Source organism: Phytopseudomonas flavescens, from assembly GCF_900100535.1.
GTDB classification, from domain to species: Bacteria; Pseudomonadota; Gammaproteobacteria; order Pseudomonadales; family Pseudomonadaceae; genus Aquipseudomonas; species Aquipseudomonas flavescens.
Genome location: NZ_FNDG01000035.1, coordinates 1 through 20625 on the forward strand (window position 1 = coordinate 1; position 20625 = coordinate 20625).

13 protein-coding genes and 1 riboswitch are annotated in these 20625 nt (G+C 63.4%); of the genes, 10 read left to right on the forward strand and 3 right to left on the reverse strand.

Going from position 1 to position 20625, the window contains the following annotated elements; translation table 11 throughout:
- Positions 1–15 precede the first annotated feature (15 nt).
- Both BLR94_RS26370 and BLR94_RS26375 read left to right on the forward strand, forming a co-directional pair.
- The gene (locus BLR94_RS26370) at positions 16–7224 is read left to right on the forward strand and encodes a beta strand repeat-containing protein (protein WP_279615893.1); all 7209 of its coding nucleotides are present in this window, start codon (positions 16–18) and stop codon (positions 7222–7224) included.
- 66 nt (positions 7225–7290) lie between these two features.
- The gene (locus BLR94_RS26375) at positions 7291–7629 is read left to right on the forward strand and encodes a tryptophan synthase subunit beta (protein WP_084308944.1); all 339 of its coding nucleotides are present in this window, start codon (positions 7291–7293) and stop codon (positions 7627–7629) included.
- Here BLR94_RS26375 and lapD read toward each other — a convergent pair whose 3' ends face one another.
- From lapD to BLR94_RS26390, 3 genes are all read right to left on the reverse strand, one after another.
- Complete coding sequence (gene lapD / locus BLR94_RS26380) at positions 7630–9561, reverse strand: cyclic di-GMP receptor LapD (RefSeq protein ID WP_084308943.1); 1932 nt, start codon at positions 9559–9561, stop codon at positions 7630–7632. It abuts the gene before it with no gap.
- Between the two features lie 20 nt (positions 9562–9581).
- The gene (gene lapG, locus BLR94_RS26385; RefSeq protein ID WP_084308942.1) at positions 9582–10223 is read right to left on the reverse strand and encodes a cysteine protease LapG; all 642 of its coding nucleotides are present in this window, start codon (positions 10221–10223) and stop codon (positions 9582–9584) included.
- Between the two features lie 288 nt (positions 10224–10511).
- Positions 10512–10943 (reverse strand): hypothetical protein, encoded by a 432-nt coding sequence (locus BLR94_RS26390; RefSeq protein WP_084308941.1) that lies wholly within the window; start codon positions 10941–10943, stop codon positions 10512–10514.
- Positions 10944–11277: 334 nt separating this feature from the next.
- Positions 11278–11384, forward strand: a riboswitch (guanidine-I (ykkC/yxkD leader).
- A 65-nt stretch (positions 11385–11449) separates the two neighbouring features.
- On the opposite strand from BLR94_RS26390, the gene BLR94_RS26395 reads away from it, so the two are divergent.
- From BLR94_RS26395 to BLR94_RS26430, 8 genes are all read left to right on the forward strand, one after another.
- Complete coding sequence (locus tag BLR94_RS26395; RefSeq protein ID WP_084308940.1) at positions 11450–12517, forward strand: putative urea ABC transporter substrate-binding protein; 1068 nt, start codon at positions 11450–11452, stop codon at positions 12515–12517.
- 84 nt (positions 12518–12601) lie between these two features.
- Positions 12602–13417 (forward strand): ABC transporter permease, encoded by an 816-nt coding sequence (locus BLR94_RS26400; protein ID WP_084308939.1) that lies wholly within the window; start codon positions 12602–12604, stop codon positions 13415–13417.
- Positions 13414–14187: an ABC transporter ATP-binding protein gene (locus BLR94_RS26405; RefSeq protein WP_084308938.1), complete on the forward strand. Its 774-nt coding sequence runs from the start codon at positions 13414–13416 to the stop codon at positions 14185–14187. Before BLR94_RS26400 ends, BLR94_RS26405 begins: the two co-directional genes overlap by 4 nt.
- 10 nt (positions 14188–14197) lie before the next feature.
- Positions 14198–14926, forward strand: coding sequence for an urea amidolyase associated protein UAAP1 (locus tag BLR94_RS26410; protein ID WP_084308937.1), 729 nt, complete (start codon positions 14198–14200; stop codon positions 14924–14926).
- 9 nt (positions 14927–14935) lie between these two features.
- Positions 14936–15571, forward strand: coding sequence for an urea amidolyase associated protein UAAP2 (locus tag BLR94_RS26415; protein ID WP_084308936.1), 636 nt, complete (start codon positions 14936–14938; stop codon positions 15569–15571).
- 252 nt (positions 15572–15823) lie between these two features.
- Positions 15824–19447, forward strand: coding sequence for an urea carboxylase (uca, locus tag BLR94_RS26420; protein WP_084308935.1), 3624 nt, complete (start codon positions 15824–15826; stop codon positions 19445–19447).
- A 120-nt stretch (positions 19448–19567) separates the two neighbouring features.
- The gene (locus BLR94_RS26425) at positions 19568–19765 is read left to right on the forward strand and encodes a cysteine-rich CWC family protein (RefSeq protein WP_084308934.1); all 198 of its coding nucleotides are present in this window, start codon (positions 19568–19570) and stop codon (positions 19763–19765) included.
- Between the two features lie 3 nt (positions 19766–19768).
- Positions 19769–20461 carry a pseudouridine synthase gene (locus BLR94_RS26430; RefSeq protein WP_084308933.1) on the forward strand — a complete coding sequence of 231 codons (693 nt, stop codon included), beginning with the start codon at positions 19769–19771 and terminating at the stop codon, positions 20459–20461.
- The last annotated feature ends 164 nt before the right edge of the window (positions 20462–20625 follow it).

Sequence of the window (20625 nt, forward strand, 5' to 3'; positions counted from 1 at the left end):
ACCGTCTCCGGGGCCATCGATACCACGGCCCCGACCATCACCGTCGAGGCGCCGGCCGTCAGTAACGACACCACTCCAACCCTCACCGGCACTACCGATGCGCCGGTGGGCAGCACTGTCACGCTGACGATCACCCAGGGCACCAACGTCATTACCATGACTACAGCGGTTCTGGCTGGCGGCACTTATACCGTTGATGTGCCTCAGGCATTGGCTGAGGGCCCGTACACCGTCGGCGTCCAAGTTACCGATCCAGCTGGCAATACCGGCACGGCTACCGATAGCGGCGCCATCGATACAACCGCTCCAGCGATTACCGTTGATGCTCCTGCGGTCAGCAATGACACGACGCCGACCATTACCGGCACCACCGACGCGCCTGTTGGCAGCATTGTCTCGCTGACGATCACACAAGGCACCAACGTCATCACCGTGACCACACCGGTACTGGCTGGCGGCACCTATGCAGTCGATGTTCCTCAAGCGTTGGCTGAAGGTCCTTACACCGTCGGCGCCCAAGTTACAGATCCCGCTGGCAACACAGGCACGGCTACCGATAGCGGCACCATCGATACAACCGCTCCGGCGATTACCGTTGATGCTCCGGCTGTCAGTAACGACACGACACCGACCATTACCGGTACGACAGATGCGCCGGTTGGCAGCAACGTAACGTTGACCATTACCCAAGGCGCCACCGTCATCACCGTGACTACACCGGTACTGGCGGGTGGTACGTTCACCGCAGATGTGCCGCAAGCCTTGGCTGAGGGCCCGTACACCGTCGGTGCTCAGGTTACCGATCCCGCTGGCAACATCGGTTCGGCTACCGACAGCGGCGCCATCGACGTTACAGCTCCGGTACCAACCATCACCCTCGACGCCAATATCACCGGCGATGACGTGATCAACAGCACCGAGGCCGGTCAGCAGATTCCGGTTACCGGCACCGTTGGTGGCGATGCCAAGGTCGGCGACACCGTCACCCTGACCGTCAATGGCAAAACCTTCACTGGGCTGGTTCTGGCTGACAAAACCTTCAGCATCAATGTGCCCGGCGCCGACCTGGTTGCCGACACTGGCCAGACCATTACCGCCAGCATCAGCATCACCGATGCCGCCGGTAACGTCGGGACCGCCTCCGACACCGAAGGCTATAGCGTTGACACCACCGCACCGACCATCAGCGTCGATGCTCCGGCGATTAGTAACGACACCACCCCAACCATTACCGGTACGACCGATGCGCCGGTTGGTAGCATCGTCACCCTTACCGTTACCCAGAACAGCACGAGCTTTACCTTCACCACGCCGGTTCTGGCTGGCGGCGGCTACACCGTCGATGTCCCGCAGACACTGGCTGAAGGCCCGTACACCGTTGATGCTCAGGTTACGGATCCAGCTGGCAATACTGGCAGCGCTACCGACAACGGCGCTATCGACACCCTTGCCGGCGACACCGGCGCGGCCCCAATCGTCACCATCACCGAAGACGCCAACAACGATGGCATTATCAGCAGGGCTGAACTCAACGGAGAGATCGACGTACGCGTAGGTCTGCCAGCCGGTGCAGTGGCTGGTGACACGCTGGTGATCACCAACGGCACCACTCCGCAGACCATTACCTTGACTGCCGCGCAGATCACCGCAGGCTTCGTGACAACCACCTTCGCCAACCCGGGCGAAGGCAATACGCTGACCGTCGAAGCCACCTTGCGTGACCAGTTCGGCAACGCCTCCGAGACAGGCACCGACACCGCCAGGGTCGATACCCTGGCCGGCACCACCGGCGCGACACCAATCGTCACCATCACAGAAGACGCCAACAACGATGGCGTCATCAGCAAAACCGAGCTCAACGGCGCCATCGATGTGCGGGTTGGCCTACCGGCTGGTGCCGTCGTCGGCGATACCCTGGTCATCACCAACGGCACCACGCCGCAGACCATCACCCTGACTGCCGCGCAAATCGCCACCGGGTACGTCGACACCACCTTCGCCAACCCGGGCGAAGGCAATACGCTGACCGTCGAAGCCACCTTGCGTGATCAGTTCGGCAATACCTCCGAGACAGGCACCGACACCGCAAGCGTCGATACCCTGGCCGGCACCACCGGCGCGGCACCAGTCGTCACCATCACCGAAGACGCCAACAACGACGGCGTCATCAGCAAAACCGAGCTCAACGGCTCCATCGATGTGCGGGTTGGCCTGCCGGCCGGCTCTGTCATCGGCGACACCCTCAGCGTCACCGATGGCATAACCACTCAGAACTTCAAACTGACTGCCGCGCAAATCGCCACCGGTCACCTTGACACTGCCTTCGCCAATCCGGGCGAGGGCAAGACCATCACTGTCGAAGCGACGCTTCAGGATCAGTTCGGCAACACGTCTGGCAAAGGCAGTGACCAGGCTCTACTGAACAGCAACCCGGTTGCCGTCGACGATCCTGTCGGCAGCCCCTATACCGTGACGATCGGCGATCTGGGGGGTGGCTCAGCCACCAACAACTGGGCGCTGCAGGACAGTAACAAACAGAAGACCGTCATTCAGGCACGAGACGGTAATGGCGACAACGCCAAGCTGCTCGAACTGACCGTCGATGGCAACCACAATGCACTGGGCGTTGCCGGATCGCCTCGCGCAGTGGTCAACCAGGTTCCTGATCAGTTGGAATACGATCCGACCACAGGCAAATCCGAATCCATCACCTTGAACTTCAGTGGCAACCTCAATCAGGCCGACTTCAGAGTGAGCCGGCTGATCGCCAATGAAGATGGCGGAGAAATCGGACGCTGGGTTGCCCTGTACGAGGGGGTCGAAGTGGCCAGCGGAACCTTCAATCTCAGCGGTGGTGGCTCTGGCACCTTCTCGCTCAACACCGGCACGCAAGTCTTCGACAGCATCCGTTTCGAGGCCTTGCCTACGGCAAACGGCACAGGTGATGGATCCGACTATTTCCTGACCGGTTTTTCCGGGTCTGGCCCGGCTTCGGCCAATAGCGCCTACGTGGTCAATGAAAGCCAGACGCTGGTCATCGACCAGGGCAAAGGTCTGCTCAACAACGACAGCGATGCGCAGGCCAGCCAGACGCTTGGAGTCATCAAGATCAATGGCAGCGACGTGCCTGCCGATGGCAAGGTCGCACTGGCAACGGGCGTACTTACCGTAAACGCCGACGGCAGCTTCAACTTTGCCGCCAATGACAACAATCTGAAATCCGGTGAGATCAAGACCCAGAGCTTCACCTACACCGTCAGTGACGGCTATGGCGGTACCGCCACCGCTACCGCCACCATTACTATCATCGGTACCGAAGTCGCTCCGGGTATCGGAACCGTCAGCGCAGCGGTGGACGGCAACGGTGGCCAGGTCGATGAAGGTGACAACGCCATCTTCACCGTCAACCTGACCAATGCCAGCAGCACCGCCACGACTTTCAGCCTGGCACTGAACCCCGGCACGGCAACGGCCGGTAACGACTACAACGCAACGCTGAGCAACCAGAGCTTCAGCAACGGCGTGACCTACAACGCCACCACTGGCCAGGTCACCGTACCGGCTGGCGTGACCAGTTTCACCGTCACCGTGCCGACCCTGAATGACACCATCAGCGAGCCGACCGAAACCTTCACCCTGACCGTCGGAGGCAAGACCGCTACCGCCACCATCTTCGACAATGATGCAGCTCCGGCCGTGAGCACCGTCAGTGCTGCGGTAGACGGCAACGGTGGCCAGGTCGATGAAGGCGACAACGCCATCTTCACCGTCAACCTGACCAATGCCAGCAGCACCGCCACGACTTTCAGCCTGGCACTGAACCCCGGCACGGCAACGGCCGGTAACGACTACAACGCAACGCTGAGCAACCAGAGCTTCAGCAACGGCGTGACCTACAACGCCACCACTGGCCAGGTCACCGTACCGGCTGGCGTGACCAGTTTCACCGTCACCGTGCCGACCCTGAATGACACCATCAGCGAGCCGACCGAAACCTTCACCCTGACCGTCGGAGGCAAGACCGCTACCGCCACCATCTTCGACAACGATGCGGTTCCTACGGTCAGTGCCATCGAGGTCGGCCAGGCCGGCACTGCCGATGACAATGTGATCGAAGGCAGTAATTTGCTGTTCAACGTAACCCTGAGCAACGCCAGCTCGACCCCGACGTCTTTGTCCTTCAGCGTCGGTGGCACGGCAACTGCGAATCTCGATTACAAACTGACCGCTCAAAGCTTCAGCAACGGTGTGACCTATGACGCAGCCACCGGGAAGATCAGCGTACCGGCTGGGATCACCAGCTTCTCGGTGACGGTACAGACGCTCGCCGACAGTGTGGTCGCCGAACCACTGGAGACGGTGAGGCTGGAAATCGGCGGTCAAGTCGCGGTAGGCGGCATCGTCGACGGTACACCGGATGCCAAGGACGACAGTTACACCACGGTCTCAGGTCTGAAAGCCGAGTACTACGGCTATAACGACTCGAGCACCGGTGCGAACAGCGATGGCGCCAACCTGACCAACCTGAGCCAGGTTCGCCAGTTCATCGACGGGCACACGCCTGCGGCGACCTTCAATGCCACCAAGCTGGACTACGGCAACCTGAGCAATACGTCCGGCCTGGGCAATGGCACCAACCTGCAGAATTTCCTGGGTGTGAACACCACCACGGGCAACGGTACCAAGGCCAACTCGCTGTCGACTGACCCGGGCAACACCTCCGACGCCATCATCAAGATGAGCGGCTACATGAATCTGGCGGCCGGTACCTACCAGTTCAGGGTGACGGCGGACGACGGATACAGCATCCGCATCAATGGCCAGGTGGTCGCCGAATTCAACAACAACCAGTCGACCGGTACCTCAACCGGCAACTCGTTCACCATCACTGCGGCTCAGGCTGGCGCCCAGCAAATCGAGATCATCTACTGGGATCAGGGCGGAGACGCCCGTCTCAAGGTCGAAATCGGCCAGGGCGGCACCTACAAGGTCGTCGACTCGGACATGCTCTACCACGTGCCGACGACCTCGAGCCTGGTGGTGGAGTCCGGCGACAGCCTGACCATTGCCGGCAGTACGCTGCTCGGCAACGACAGCGACCCGAACGGCGACGCACTGTCCATTACCAGCGTGCAGAACGCCACCAATGGCACCGTCAGCCTGAGCAACGGCAACATCATCTTCACACCGAAGGAAGGCTTCTACGGCGACGCTACCTTCCAGTACACCATCAGCGATGGCAAAGGTGGCTCGGACACCGCTACAGCTACCTTGAAGGTCACCAAACCGGCTGACGTGATCCATCTGGCTGGCGACGGCACCAACGACAATGGCGATAACACCATTCGCGGTGGTAGCGGTAATGACGTACTGCTGGGTGATGCAGGGGGCACGCTGACTACCGTTCAACCTGCCACCAACTACAATATCGCCCTGTTGGTCGACACTTCCGGCAGCATGCAAGGCGACCGGATGAGCCTGACCAAAAATGCGCTGTCGAGCTTCGTCAAAACCCTGGCAGGCCATGACGGCGTAATCAACCTCACTCTCGTTGGCTTCGCAGGCAACGTGACGCTGAGCACCAAGGTGGCTGACCTGCAAAGTGGCAGCAAACTCGATGCGCTGCTGGCGGACATTCAGAAACTTACCGCCAACGGCGGCACCAATTACGAAGCGGCCTTCAAAGAAGCCTCCGCCTGGTTTGATGCACAAAGTGCTGCAGGCAACTCCAAGGCTACCGGTTACGAGAATCTGACGTTCTTCCTGTCCGACGGTGACCCGACCTACTACTACAACGGCAATACCACGACCGTCAGTGGCAACGGCTCGACCACCAACAATGAAGTGCTACTTGGCTCGCTCGATACCTTCAACGTACTGGCAGGCAAGAGCGCCGTGCATGCGATCGGTATCGGCTCGGGGGTCAGCGAGAAGAACCTCAGCCTGTTCGACAACACCACGGACTCGCCAGCATCCACCTATCTGACCAATGGCTCGACGGCCACGCTGGCCAACTTCAACAACAACACAAGCAGTTGGAACAACCTGGCCAATTGGGAAACTTCTGGAACCGGTGGCAACAGTGGCTCGGTGAGCCGCAGCTCGGACACGCTAGTCATTCGTGATACCTGGGGCGGAACGCCCGTGACTGCCGCGACTCCGTCAATGACGGTTGCCGAAGGTGCCTTCAGTAGTCTGAGGTTCGCCTATGGCACAGCGGATACCGGCAACGGCGACTCACTCTCTTGGAAGCTGCAGCAGTTTGTGAGTGGCACCTGGGTGGAGGTACAAACCGGTGGCGGTACTACCGGGGGCAGTTGGACGACCGTGGAAACATCGGTGGTGGGTGCAGGTACCTACCGCCTGGCTTTCGGTGTCGACGACAAGTCGCTCAACTTCAGCAATGCCTCGATGTCGATCGACAACATCACCCGAGTGGACTACACCAAAGTGCCGGTCGGCAAGGTCGAGATCGTCAACTCTGCCGATGAACTCTCGGTCGCCCTGCACGGCGGCTCCAACGCCTACATTCCGGTTACGGTCGGCAACGACACGATTTATGGCGGCGACGGCAACGACATCATCTTCGGTGATGTCATCAATACCGATGCGCTGCCCTGGGGTGTCAACGGCAATCCGACCAAACCCAGCGACCTGCATGACGGCGCAGGCACCCATGCCCTGGAAACCTTCCTGCCCCTGAAGAACGGTGTCGCGCCGACCCATGCCGACCTGTACGACTACATTCGCGCCAACCACGAGACCTTCAACGTCGCCGGCGACACCCGCGGTGAGTCGGATCACCTGTACGGCGGTGCCGGTAACGACATCCTCTACGGGCAAGGCGGTAACGACTTCCTGGTCGGTGGCGCGGGTGACGACATCCTGTTCGGTGGTACGGGTGCCGACACCTTCGTCTGGCAAAAAGGTGATTTCGGCAAGGACGTGATCAAGGACTTCAGTGTGGCGGAGGGGGACAGCATCGACCTCAGCTCCCTGCTGCAGGACCACAGCAACAATCTGGACAGCTACCTGAAACTGGTCACGGACAACGGTAGCTCCACCCTCCTGATCAGCACCAAGGGCGAGTTCAGCAACGGCGACACCAGCACTCAACAGGTTGCCGCCAAAGCCGATGTGCAAATCGATCTGGGTCATGCCAGTCTGCCGAGTTATGACATCAATACCCTGATCGCCAACCACACGATCAAAGTCGATCCATGATAGCCCCCCGCTACACTTTCGTGGCGGGGCGCTAAGCTGTAGGCATTGGTTTATGGGAGTAGGTGCGTGTTCTATATAAAACGTAATGCCGAGGGCGATCTACAGCGTGTGCAGCCAGAGCCGTTCGAAGGAATGAACGGCGAGCTGCCGGCTGACAGCGAGGAGGCGCGTTCCTGGTTTTCCAACCAGAACGTGGAAAGTAGCCTGCTGCAGCTCAAGCAGAGCGACTTGGACATGATCCGTGTACTCGAGGACTTGATCGATCTGTTGATCAGGAAAGGCGTGGTGCGCATCACCGATCTACCGGAAGCGGCGCAGAGCAAATTGATGGGCCGTAGTCGCGCACGTGACGCCTTGGGCGGCCTGAACCGCCTGATCAACGACGAGGAGCGTGGCCTGATCTGATCACGACCAGACCGAGGGTTCGCCGAACAGGCGACCTTGTACGCCGACGATGCCCATGGCCCGCAACACCTCCAACTCGCCACGGGTTTCCACCCGTTCGGCGATCAATGGCAGATCGATGCTATTGGCCGCTCGCTGCATGGCTTCGATGAACAAACGCTTGTCACTTTCCTGGTCGATGCCACGAATGAAGCTGCCATCCACCTTCAGGTAGGCCAGCCCCAACTTCGCCAGGTTGCCGATCATGCTGAAGCGTCCGCCGAAATGCTGCAGACCGAGCTCGACACCGAAGCCACGCAGTTTACGGGTGATCGACTCGAGCTCGACCGGGCCGGGTAACTGCCCCTCGTCCAGCTCCAGTATCAGACGACCGCTGGCCGCGGGGTGCAGACGCAAACGCTCGTAGACCTGCTGCAAGGCGTGAGGGTCGCGCACGGTAATTCCCGAAAGGCTGAGCGCCAGCCGTCCCTCATGATCGTGCAGCCGCTCCAGCACGGCATCGAGCATCAGCAGATCCAGGCGAGCGGTCCACCCAAAGCGCTCCAACCAGGGCAGGAAGCGCCCTGCGGCGATGGGCTCGCCCTGCTCGTCCTGTAGACGGGCAAGCACCTTGTTGTGCAGCACCTGAGTCGGCTCCGCGGCATTCACCACCGGCTGTGCGTACGGCAGGAAACGCCCCTGCTCGAAGGCGTCGTTCAGCAGGTCATGCCAATCCTTGTGCTCGTCGCTGACCGCGGCCTGCTGGCGGTGCTCGACGAACGCCCAATGCTCGCGGTTATGGCTGATCGCTTCGGCCAGTGCCCTGTCCAGCGCGCTGTACAGTTCGCTGCTGGAAGCGCCCGCCGCGAAGGTGGTGATGCCGATATGGGCCACCGGAAAACAGTCGCTGGCACCGGTCTGCTGCAACGAGAGCAAGCCATTGCTCAGTTGCTCGGCCATCTGCTCGGCCTGCCGACGGTCGAGACCGGCGGCCAGCAAGGCGAACTCCCCGCCACGGTTACGTGCCAGCAGGTAGCGTCCCTGGCTGACCTGCTGCAACTGTTCGGCCACGGCCTTGAGCAACTGATCCGTGCGCTGCCCCCCGATACGCTGGTTGAGGCCGATCAGGTCGTTGAGCCGTAGCAGGAACAGCACACCACTGCTGGCACGCTCCTCTCCGGTCAGCCGGGCCTGCAGCTCGAGGTCGAAATAGCGACGGTTGGCCAGGCCGGTCAGGCTGTCCTGATAGGCCTCGGCATGCAACGTCTCACTGCGCGACGCCTCCTCCTCGAACAGCGCCTTGAGTTTCTCCACCATCTGGTTCATGGCGTTGACCACCCGACGAAACTCCGGGGTACGCGGCAGGTTCGGTGCACTGAGGAATTCCCGGCGTGCGATGGCATTGGACTGCTCGACCATGTACTCCAGCGGACGCAACTGGCGCTTGAGCAGCAGTACGCTCAGGCCGATACACACCAGGCTGATCAGCGCCAGCCACAGAAACGTGGCGTAGGCGGTCTGCCACAGCCTGGCGATGGCGAAGTACGGGTGGCTGACCACCTCGACCCGCGCGGCCTGGTTCCAGCCGTCGCTGACGATGGCGTCACCCTGGGCCGCAGCAAGACCCACCAGGTTCGCGAACCAGGATGGCGCTCCGGCGCCGAGGCTCGCACCGGAACGCTCGACCAGTACCTTCTCGTCCACGCCGATCACGCGGATGCTCTCGAAATAACCGCTGTCGAAAATCGAGCTGACCATCAACTCCAGCATTGCCGGATCGTCCAGGTGCGAACTGAGCGACAGGCCCAGCGCGGTGGCGGCATCCTGGGCATGGGCGCGCAACTGGTTGACCTGCTGGTCGCGCGAGCTCTCCACGTTGACCACGACGCTGGCGGCGAAACTCACCAGCATCAGGATGCAGATGGCCACACACAACTGCTTGAACAGTGACATGAACGACTCCTCGCTACGCCTCAGGGAAACCCTTCGGCGCGCATCTTCTTCAACAAATCCTGCCAGCGCGAAAGGCGCTTGCTGTCTCCCACCTGCTTGCCGCCGGCAGGTCCGGGTACCCAGAGCCCTTCGGCATTGAAGGCATACACGGGCACCAGATCACGGCGCTCGGTAGCCGGCTCGATGGCATCGATCAGGTTATCCAGCACCAGTGGCACGGAAGTGGGGGTCGGGTAGTAGGTCAACACCATGTGTGCCTGGTTCAGGCGTACCGCCTTGACATAGGTGATGCGCAGCTTCTCGCTCGGCACACCCAACTGACGCAGGCTGAAATACTTGGCGATGGCGTAATCCTCGCAATCGCCGGCACCGCGCATCAGGGCCTCGACCGGAGTCGCCCAATAATCCGCGACGCCCCAGATCTGCTGGTCATCGCGAAAGCGCAACTGCAGATTGAAGAAGCGGTTGATGGCCTCGAGTTTGCCGGTCTCGCTGGCGTCACGCTGCTCGTCGAGCACCCGTTGCCAGGCATCGATGCGGGGTTTGCCGGCACCCAGCGGGCCATAGAGCTGCTCGGCGCGGGCGGCGATACGCTGGAAGTCCCATTGCGCATGCAGGCCGCCAGCCACCAGCGACAGGGCGAGCAGCCACACCACCAGCATGGGCCAGCGATAACGGATTGAGAGAACGCCAGAACCGCCGATAGGCACGACAATGCTTCCAGACAAGCAATGGCGTCATGGTGCGGCGCACGCGGGTAAAAAACAATTGCCAGATGCCACTACAGGACACTTTTGAAACGGGTGGGCGACAGGTCCTGACGACAACACGCGGCGACATCGATGCAGGGCCAGAACATTGCAGGAGACACCCCCGGGCTTGTCGGCAAGCCAGCTTCAAAACGACGAGCGTGCTGATGCGCTCCGCGAGCGCATCAGGCAATGAGGGAGTCAGCGGTCGCTCGTCCAGCCCCGTTGCAGGCGTTGAGGCGCCTCGCGCTGTTGCCGCTCCAGGGGCGCGTTGCGTGGCTGCTGCTGATAGTGATGGCGCTGCCCTTCCCAACCGGGGCGCGGCGTCGGCCGGTAGTCGCGTCGGTTGCGCTCGTGACGACCGTGATAGCGAGCGTCATGGCCGGGCTGGCTGAAATAGCGCGGGGGCGGCGGTGGCGCGTAATAGCGTGGCGGCGAGTAACGACGCTCGTAGCGACGATCCTCGTATACGTAGACACGCGGCGCACCATACGTCTCGTAGCGCTGCACGTGCGCACCGGGATAGTACTGACGATCATAATCGCGGTAACCACCATAGCCGCTGTCGCCATAGACCGCACAACCGGTTAGCGCAAAACCCAACAACGCGACGAGCATGGATTTACGGATCATGGGGTGTGCTCCTTCGACTGCGAAACGCCCAACGGCGGCTGCCGATGGCGGGAGTGTTCCCAGTCCTTCAGACAACCCAGGGCTGGCCGAATCCACTCCGCTTGTCGGTGAGTCGCAACAAATGATTTCAGCTGCGCTCGACGAGCACACTGAACGCGCGCCGAAACCGCGCAACCGGCATCCAGCGCGCACCATGAGAGCGCAGGGGATTTCCCCCCCAAATAACCACAGGCGCGGGCTAGGCGGGTCTCCGGCGCCTGGCACGATCCTCGCTTGCTGCCAATCCATACAGGAAAGTCCCAGGCAGCCGCCCGGGATCGCGGCATCACAATTTGCAATAGCCGACTAGGGTTCCGGTTCGCCAATCAGCAGGCGAATGACTGGTCCGAGAGTTGGCGACCTCCTCGAGGGGTTACACGGCGGGACAAAAGCCCGGGAGAACGCGCCCCCAGTGATGGGAGATGCCGCGCACTCCTGCTCCGCCCTTTCTCGAACTGGAGGTCTCCATGCGCAAGCCCCGTCTCTTCTCCGTTCTCGCCGCCGGTCTCGCGGCAGCCATCTCTTTCAACGGCCAGGCGGCCCAAAAGGACAGCTTCAGCGTGTGCTGGACCCTCTATGCCGGCTGGATGCCCTGGGAATACGGTGCCACCCAAGGCATCGTCGACAAGTGGGCGAAGAAGTACGGCATCGACATCGATGTCGTGCAGATCAACGACTACGTCGAATCGATCAACCAGTACAGCGCCGGCCAATTCGACGGCTGCGCCATGACCAACATGGACGCCCTGACCATCCCTGCCGCTGGCGGCGTGGACAGCACCGCGCTGATCGTCGGCGACTTCTCCAACGGCAACGACGGCATCGTGCTCAAGGGTGAGAAGAAGACACTGGGTGACCTCAAGGGCCAGAACGTCAACCTGGTCGAGCTCTCGGTATCGCACTACCTGCTCGCTCGCGGCCTGGAAAAGGCCGGCCTCAGCGAACGCGACCTGAAGGTGGTGAACACCTCCGACGCCGATCTCGTCGCCGCCTTCGCGACCGCGGACGTCACCGCCGTCACCACCTGGAACCCGTTGCTCGCCGAAATCGAAGCCACGCCCGGTGTGACCAAGGTGTTCGACTCCAGCCAGATTCCCGGCGAAATCATCGACCTGATGGTGGTCAACACCGACACCCTCAAGGACAACCCCGCCCTCGGCAAGGCACTGACCGGTGCCTGGTACGAAATCATGGCGACCATGGGGGATGGCGGCGCTGCCGGCCAGGCTGCCCGCGAGCACATGGCCAAGGCCTCCGGCACCGACCTCAAGGGCTACGAGGCGCAGTTGGCGACCACCAGGATGTTCTATAGCGCCAAGGAAGCCGTGGCTTTCACCAAGAGCCCACGGCTGCCGGAAACCATGAGCAAGGTCGCCGCCTTCTCGTTCGGTCACGGCCTGCTCGGCGAAGGCGCGCAGAGTGCAGATGCCGTCGGCATGGCCTTCGCCAACGACGTGATCACCGGCGATCAGGGCAACCTCAAGCTGCGCTTCGACCCGACCTACATGCAGATGGCCGCCGACGGCCAGCTCTAGAGGACAAGCGTTCCCTCGCGCTGCCTGAAACACGTGACGAGACGCCCCGCGTCTCGGCTTCGGCCACCGTAACCTGAGATGCCCATGCGCCTGATCAACCGACACCCCGACAGGGCCGGCCGATTGCTGCTGGTGTTGCTGCCCTTCGCACTGTTGCTGTTCGCCTACTTCACGGGTTCGGCACAGCGGCTGGCGGAAAACCCCAACGACAAGCTGCTGCCCAGTGCCAGCCAGATGATCGCCGCGGTCGATCGCCTGGCCTTCAGCGAGGACAAGCGCACCGGTGGCTACGCCTTCTGGCAAGACACCGCGTCGAGCCTGACGCGCCTCGGCATGGGCATCGGCATCGCTGCGCTGGTCGGTCTTTGCCTGGGCATCGCCGCCGGCATCCTGCCGCTGCTGCGTGCACCGCTGTCACCGCTGCTCACCGTGCTGTCGATGGTGCCGCCGCTGGCGATACTGCCGATCCTGTTCATCGTCTTCGGCCTGGGCGAACTGTCCAAGGTGATGCTGATCGTCATCGGTATCACCCCGATACTCGCCCGCGACCTGGAACAGCGCGCCCGGGAAATCCCCCAGGAGCTGCTGATCAAGGCCCAGACCCTCGGCGCCAGCACCTGGACGCTGATCCTGCGGGTCGTGCTGCCACAGCTGCTGCCGCGCCTGCTGATCGCCCTGCGCCTGGTGCTGGGCTCCGCCTGGCTGTTCCTGATTGCTGCCGAAGCCATCGCCAGTACCGACGGCCTGGGTTATCGCATCTTCCTCGTGCGCCGCTACATGGCGATGGACGTGATCCTGCCTTACGTGGTGTGGATCACCCTGCTCGCCTGGCTGATGGACCTCGGCCTGCGCCAGCTGACGCGGCTGTGCTTCCCCTGGTACGAGGGAGCCAAGGCATGAGCCCGTTCATCGAGGTGCGCAACGTGTGGCAAACCTATGGCGACCAGATCGTTCTGGAGCGCTTGGACCTGTCCATCGCCGAGGGCGAGTTCTGCACCCTGGTAGGTGCATCCGGCTGCGGCAAATCGACCTTCCTGCGCCTGCTGCTGGGCCAGGAGCGGCCGAGCAAGGGCGAGATCCTGCTGGGTGGCCAGCCGCTCGTGGGCGAACCGGATGCCAGCCGTGGCGTGGTGTTCCAGCGCTATTCGGTGTTCCCGCACCTGAGCGTGCTGGACAACGTCTCCATCGGCCTGGAACTGCCCCGCGCGCCATTGCTCGGTCGCCTGTTCGGCGCGGCCAAGCGTGACGCTCGCGAGCAGGCCGTGGCGATCCTCGGCAAGGTCGGCCTCGGCCATGCCCTGGACAAATACCCCAGCCAGCTTTCCGGCGGCATGCAGCAGCGCCTGGCCATCGCCCAGGCATTGATCATGAAACCCCGGGTGCTGCTGCTCGACGAACCCTTCGGCGCCCTCGACCCGGGCATCCGCAAGGACATGCACGCCCTGCTGCTGGAGCTGTGGCGCGAAACCGGGCTGACGGTGTTCATGGTCACCCACGATCTCGCCGAAGGCTTCAGCCTCGGCACCCGCCTGATGGTGTTCGACAAGACCCGTATCGACCCGCACGCACCGAATGCCTTCGGCGCGCGCATCACCTACGACATCCCCCTGAACAGCGATCGCAAAAGCGCCATCGCGGCACCGCCGGCGCATCTTGCCCCGGCCCTGTAAGGAGACTGCCATGACCACTGCCCTGACCCTGCGCCCTACTCTCTACGAAGAAACCGTCCCTGGCGGCGGGCACACCTCGTTCATCCTCAAGCGCGGCCAGTTGCTGCGCATCACCGACCTCGAAGGCGGCGCCAACGTCAGCCTGCTGCTGTTCAACGCCGTGGAGAAAAGCGAGCGCCTCAACCTGCCGGACACCCTCAAGGGCCAGCACACCGCCAAGCTCACGGCCGGCCATTGCCTGTACTCGGACATGGGCCGCGTGCTCGCGGCGATCACCGCCGACACCTGTGGCTGGCACGACAGCTTCGGAGGCGTGCTCTCGGCCAGTGAGGTGAGCGAGAAATACGGCCAGGGGCGCTATCAGGAACTGCGCAACGGGTTCTTCCGCAACGGCGTGGACAACCTGCTGGTGGAAATGGGCAAGTGGAACCTCAACCTGCAGGACCTGCTGATGACCCTCAACCTGTTCAGCAGGGTCAGCGTCGATGCCGACGGCGCCTTCCGCTTTCACGGCGACAACAGCCAGGCCGGTGACTACATCGAGCTGTATGCCCCCATGGACACCCTGGTGGTGCTCACCGCCCTGCAGCACCCGATGGACCCCAACCCGCAGTACGCGCCCAAGCCGGTACAGCTGAGCTGGAGCAAGGTCGAGAGCGACGGCATCAGCGTGCTCTGCCGTACCTCGCGCCCGGAAAACGGCCGCGCCTTCCACAACACCGAACGCCACTACCTCTGAGGTGCCGACATGAGCCTGACCGAAAGCAACCTGCATCCCGAGCGCGCGGTGTTCCGTCACACCATCGCGGCCGGCGAACCCTACCTGTTCGAGGTCAAGGCCGGGCAGACCCTGCGCCTGCACGACCTGGAGGGCAACCAGGCCATCGACACGCTGTTCTACAGCGCCCGCAACCCGCGTGAGCGCTTCGACCCGCAGCGCACCCTGCGCAAGCAGAACAACGTCTACCTGACGGCCGGCACGGTGCTCTATTCCAACCTCGGCAACCCGCTGCTGACCATAGTCGCCGACACCTGTGGCCGCCACGATACCCTCGGCGGCGCCTGCGCCCAGGAGAGCAACACCGTGCGTTACGCCCTGGACAAGCGCTTCATGCACAGCTGCCGCGACAATTTCCTGCGCGCCAGCCTGCACGACGGGCGCCTGGAGAAGCGCGACATCGGCGCCAACATCAACTTCTTCATGAACGTGCCGGTCACCCCGGACGGCGGCCTGACCTTCGAAGAGGGCATCTCCGCCCCCGGCAAATACGTCGAGCTGCGCGCCGAGACCGACGTGATCGTGCTGATCTCCAACTGCCCGCAGCTCAACAACCCCTGCAACGGCTGGAACCCCACGCCTGCGCAGGTGCTGGTATGGGAATGAAGCAGCTTCGCGCGTTGTTGTTCCAGCTATGCCAGAGCCGCTCGGGGCAATGTCTGGCAGCGCAGAACCGTAGGGTGGACGTCGCTCTTAACGTCCACCAAGACCGCGATACAGATCGGCCTGCGTAAACAGCCAACGAACGACCTGATTCCAACCACGGACGACCGTGGTGCAGACCCATTGCCGGCGGGACGGCCCGCCACGTTCAACGAGGCCGGAGCGAAGCAGCTTCGAACGGCCTCGGGAGCCGATATGTTCGAAAAACTTTTGATCGCCAACCGCGGTGCCATTGCCTGCCGCATCCTGCGTACCCTGCACGCACTCGACGTCAAAGGCGTCGCCGTCTACGCCGAGGCGGACGTGGCCAGCCTGCACATCCAGCAGGCCGACGAAGCCTTTTCCCTCGGCGACGGCCCTGCCGCACACACCTACCTGGCGGTCGACAAGATCCTCGCGGCTGCCAAGGCCAGTGGTGCCAGGGCGATCCATCCCGGCTACGGCTTCCTCTCCGAAAACGCCGCCTTCGCCGAGGCCTGCGAAGCGGCCGGCATCGCCTTCGTCGGCCCCACGCCCGAGCAACTGCGGGTGTTCGGCCTCAAGCACAGCGCCCGCGCGTTGGCCAAACAGCACGGCGTCCCCATGCTCGAAGGCACCGACCTGCTGGAAAACCTCGATGCTGCACTGGTCGCCGGCGAGCAGGTCGGCTACCCGCTGATGCTCAAGAGCACCGCCGGCGGCGGCGGTATCGGCATGCGTGTGTGCCGTTCGGCCGGGGAACTGAGCGAGGCCTTCGACGCGGTCAGGCGCCTTGGGCAGAACAACTTCAGCGACAGCGGCGTATTCATCGAGAAGTACATCCAGCGTGCCCGCCACCTGGAAGTGCAGGTGTTCGGCGACGGCCAGGGCGACGTGCTCGCCCTCGGCGTGCGCGACTGCTCGGTGCAGCGGCGAAACCAGAAGGTGCTGGAAGAAACCCCGGCACCCAACCTGCCAGCCGGCACGGCCGACGCGCTCTGCGCGGCAGCCATCGAACTGGCCAGGGCGGTCAGCTACCGCAGTGCCGGCACTGTCGAGTTCGTCTACGACAGCGAGGCAGAGCGCTTCTACTTCCTCGAAGTGAATACCCGCCTGCAGGTCGAGCACGGTGTCACCGAACAGGTATGGGGCGTCGACCTGGTGCGCTGGATGATCGAATTGGCAGCCGGCGACCTGGCACCTCTGCACGAGCTGGCCGAGGGCCTGAACCCACGCGGCCATGCCATCCAGGCGCGGCTGTATGCCGAAGATCCCGGTCGCGACTTCCAGCCCAGCCCTGGCCTGCTCACCGCCGTGCAGTTTCCGCCTGCCGACGGCCAGTCGCTGCGCATCGACACCTGGGTCGAAGCGGGCTGCGAGATTCCCCCCTACTTCGACCCTATGATCGCCAAGCTGATCGCCTGGGCACCCACCCGCGATCAGGCCAGCCGGACACTGGATACCGCCCTGGGCGAATCGCTGCTGTACGGCGTGGCGTCGAACCGCGACTACCTGCGCCAGATCCTCGCCGACACGCCCTTCGCCAGCGGCTCACCCTGGACCCGCTGTCTGGAGAAGCTGGTCTATCAGGCCAGTACCTTCGAGGTACTGGCTGCCGGTACCCAGACCAGCGTGCAGGACTTCCCCGGCCGCCTCGGCTACTGGGCCGTCGGCGTGCCGCCGTCCGGGCCCATGGACAGCCGCGCCCTGCGCCTGGGCAATCGCCTGCTCGGCAACCCGGAAAGCGCCGCCGGTCTGGAAATCACCCTCGGCGGCCCAACCTTGCGCTTCAACACCGACGCGCTGGTGGCAGTCACCGGCGCGCAGATTCCGCTCAGCGTCGACGGCGTGGCCCGGCCCTTGAACACCACCCTGCTGATCAGCGCCGGCAGCACCCTCGCCCTGGGCACCATCGCCGGTGCCGGTGCGCGCAGCTACCTGAGCGTACGTGGCGGCGTTCAGGTGCCGGACTACCTGGGCAGCAAGAGCACCTTCACCCTCGGCCAGTTCGGCGGCCACGCTGGCCGCGCACTGCGCGCCGGAGACGTGCTGCACCTGCTGCCGCTCGACACCACGCAAGCCGGCGCGCAACTACCGGGCGAACTCTGTAGCGCCCTGCCCGCCGTGCGCGAAATTCGCGTGATCTACGGCCCTCACGGCGCACCGGAATATTTCACCCCGGCCTATATCGCCACCTTCCTCGACACCGACTGGGCAGTGCACTTCAACTCCAGCCGCACCGGCGTGCGGCTGATCGGCCCCAAGCCGGAATGGGTACGCGAGAGTGGCGGCGAAGCGGGCCTGCATCCGTCCAACATCCATGACAATCCCTATGCCATCGGTGCGGTGGATTTCACCGGCGACATGCCCGTGATCCTCGGCCCCGACGGCCCCAGCCTCGGCGGTTTCGTCTGCCCGGTGACGGTCATCGAGGCCGACCTCTGGCAGCTCGGCCAACTCAAGGCCGGCGACAGGGTGCGCTTCGTGCCGGTGGATATCGCCACGGCCCGGGAGCTGGCACAGAGCCTCGACGCCACCTGCAGGAGCCTGCTCTCAGACGATCAATCGCACCTGCGGATCGCTGGCAAGCCAGTGTCTACACAGGCGCTTATTTCGCCCATCGTCCTCGACCTCGGCGAAGGCGACACGCGCCTGGTCGCACGCCTCTCTGGCGACACGCACCTGCTGCTGGAAATCGGCCAACCCGAGCTGGATCTGGTGCTGCGTTTCCGTGGCCACGCGCTGATGCAGGCGCTGCAGGCCAAGGACATCGCCGGGGTGATCGACCTGACGCCCGGTATCCGTTCCCTGCAGGTGCACTACCAACCGGAAACCCTGCCGTTGCAAGAACTGCTCGATATCGTCGCTGGCGAGTGGGACGCCGTGTGCACCACGGGTGACCTCAAGGTGCCGTCGCGCATCGTCCATCTGCCGCTGTCCTGGGATGACCCGGCCTGCCAGTTGGCCATCGACAAGTACATGACCACCGTACGCAAGGACGCGCCCTGGTGCCCGAGCAACCTGGAATTCATCCGTCGGATCAACGACTTGCCTGATCTTGACGTGGTGTACCGCACGGTGTTCGATGCCAGCTACCTGGTGATGGGCCTGGGCGACGTCTACCTCGGCGCACCGGTGGCCACGCCGCTCGACCCCCGCCACCGCCTGGTCACCACCAAGTACAACCCGGCACGCACCTGGACGGCCGAGAACTCGGTGGGTATCGGCGGCGCCTACCTGTGCGTGTACGGCATGGAGGGCCCCGGCGGCTACCAGTTCGTCGGTCGCACCCTGCAGATGTGGAACCGCTACCGTGAAGTCGCCGCCTTCGACGGCCAGCCCTGGCTACTGCGCTTCTTCGACCAGATCCGCTTCTACCCGGTCAGTGCGGAGGAGCTGCTGCGCATTCGCCGCGACTTCCCTCTGGGCCGCTTCGACCTGCGTATCGAACAGAGCGAACTGGCCCTGGCCGACTATCAGCGCTTCCTCACGGAAGAAGCCGACGGCATCGCCGCCTTCCGCGACAGGCAGCGCAGCGCCTTCGCCGCCGAACGCCAGCGCTGGATCGACTCCGGCCAGGCGCACTTCGAAAGTGACGAAGGCGTGGTCGAGCCCGGCGAAAACGCCCCGTTGGTCGCTGGCCAGCACGCTGTCGACAGCCCTGTGGCCGGGAGCCTCTGGCAAGTGAAGGTCGAGCGAGGCACCCCGGTGAGGGCTGGCGACGTGCTGGTCATTCTCGAATCGATGAAGATGGAGATTCCCCTGCTCTCACCTGTCGACGGTATCGTCCACAAGGTTCAGGCAGAGCCCGGCTCGGCGGTCAGTGCCGGGCAGAGGGTAGCGGTCATCGAGGCGCACTGACCGGCCGCCGGCCACAAGAGCGTCGGCCAGGATATACTGGCCGCCCCGCCCCATCCGGCCCGTGGCAACCGCCTGTCCCGGAGGGTTGACACGGCCCTATCCCGCTGGCGAAGAAAAGCGATGACCCCTGACCGTTGCCCCTGCTGTGGCCAACTCAACCAATGCGCCCAGCACGACCGCGATGAGCCCGTCAGCCAGTGCTGGTGCTTCGACGTGCAGATCGCGCCTCGGCAACTCGAGCAACTACCGCCGGAGCTGCGTGATCGCAGTTGCCTCTGCCCGCGTTGCGCCAGCGCCTTGCCCGTGGATGGCGCCTGAACCATGCGCCTCGACCGCCTGCTCGGCAACCAGCCCCACCTCAATCGCCAGCACGGCCGTCTGCTGCTGGCCTGCGGGCGGGTCCGGGTCGATGGCCAGGTATGTCGAGACGGACATTTCGAGGTGCGCGACTTCCATCGCGTCGAACTCGACGGCGAGCTCCTGCAGGCGGGCAAGGCCGCGCGCTACTTCATGCTGCACAAGCCCAGCGGCGTGGTCAGTGCTACCTGGCACGCCGAGCACCGCACGGTCATCGACCTGCTCGACGAGCCGCAGGTACACGACCTGCACCTGGCCGGCCGCCTCGACCTGACCACCAGCGGCCTGCTGCTGATCACCAACGATGGCCGCTGGTCGCGCCGCGCCACCGCCCCCGATGGCAACCACGCCAAGGTCTACCGGGTCGAGACCGAGCAGGACATCGACCCCGCCTGCATCGAAGCCTTCGCCAACGGTCTTTACTTCGCCTACGAAAACCTCACTACCCGCCCCGCCCTGTTGCAGATCGACGCGCCGCGCTCGGCCCGGCTGACCCTGTTCGAAGGCCGTTACCATCAGGTTAAACGCATGTTCGGTCAGTTCCGCAACAAGGTCATCGGCCTGCACCGCGAATGCCTCGGTGCCATTAATCTCGACCCAACCCTGGCGCCCGGTGCTTACCGTCCACTCGACCAGGCAGAAATCGATAGCGTCTGAACATCGGCGGCTCACCGGCCAGGGACAATCCCGGCAGTCCTTATCTGGCGGGATGAGCTGGCACCAACCGCCTGCACGTGGCGGATCGTTCCCTGAGGCAGGGCTGCCTGACGCACGCGATGAATCACAAGATTCTCCTCACTGACATCGACGTGTCATGCCCA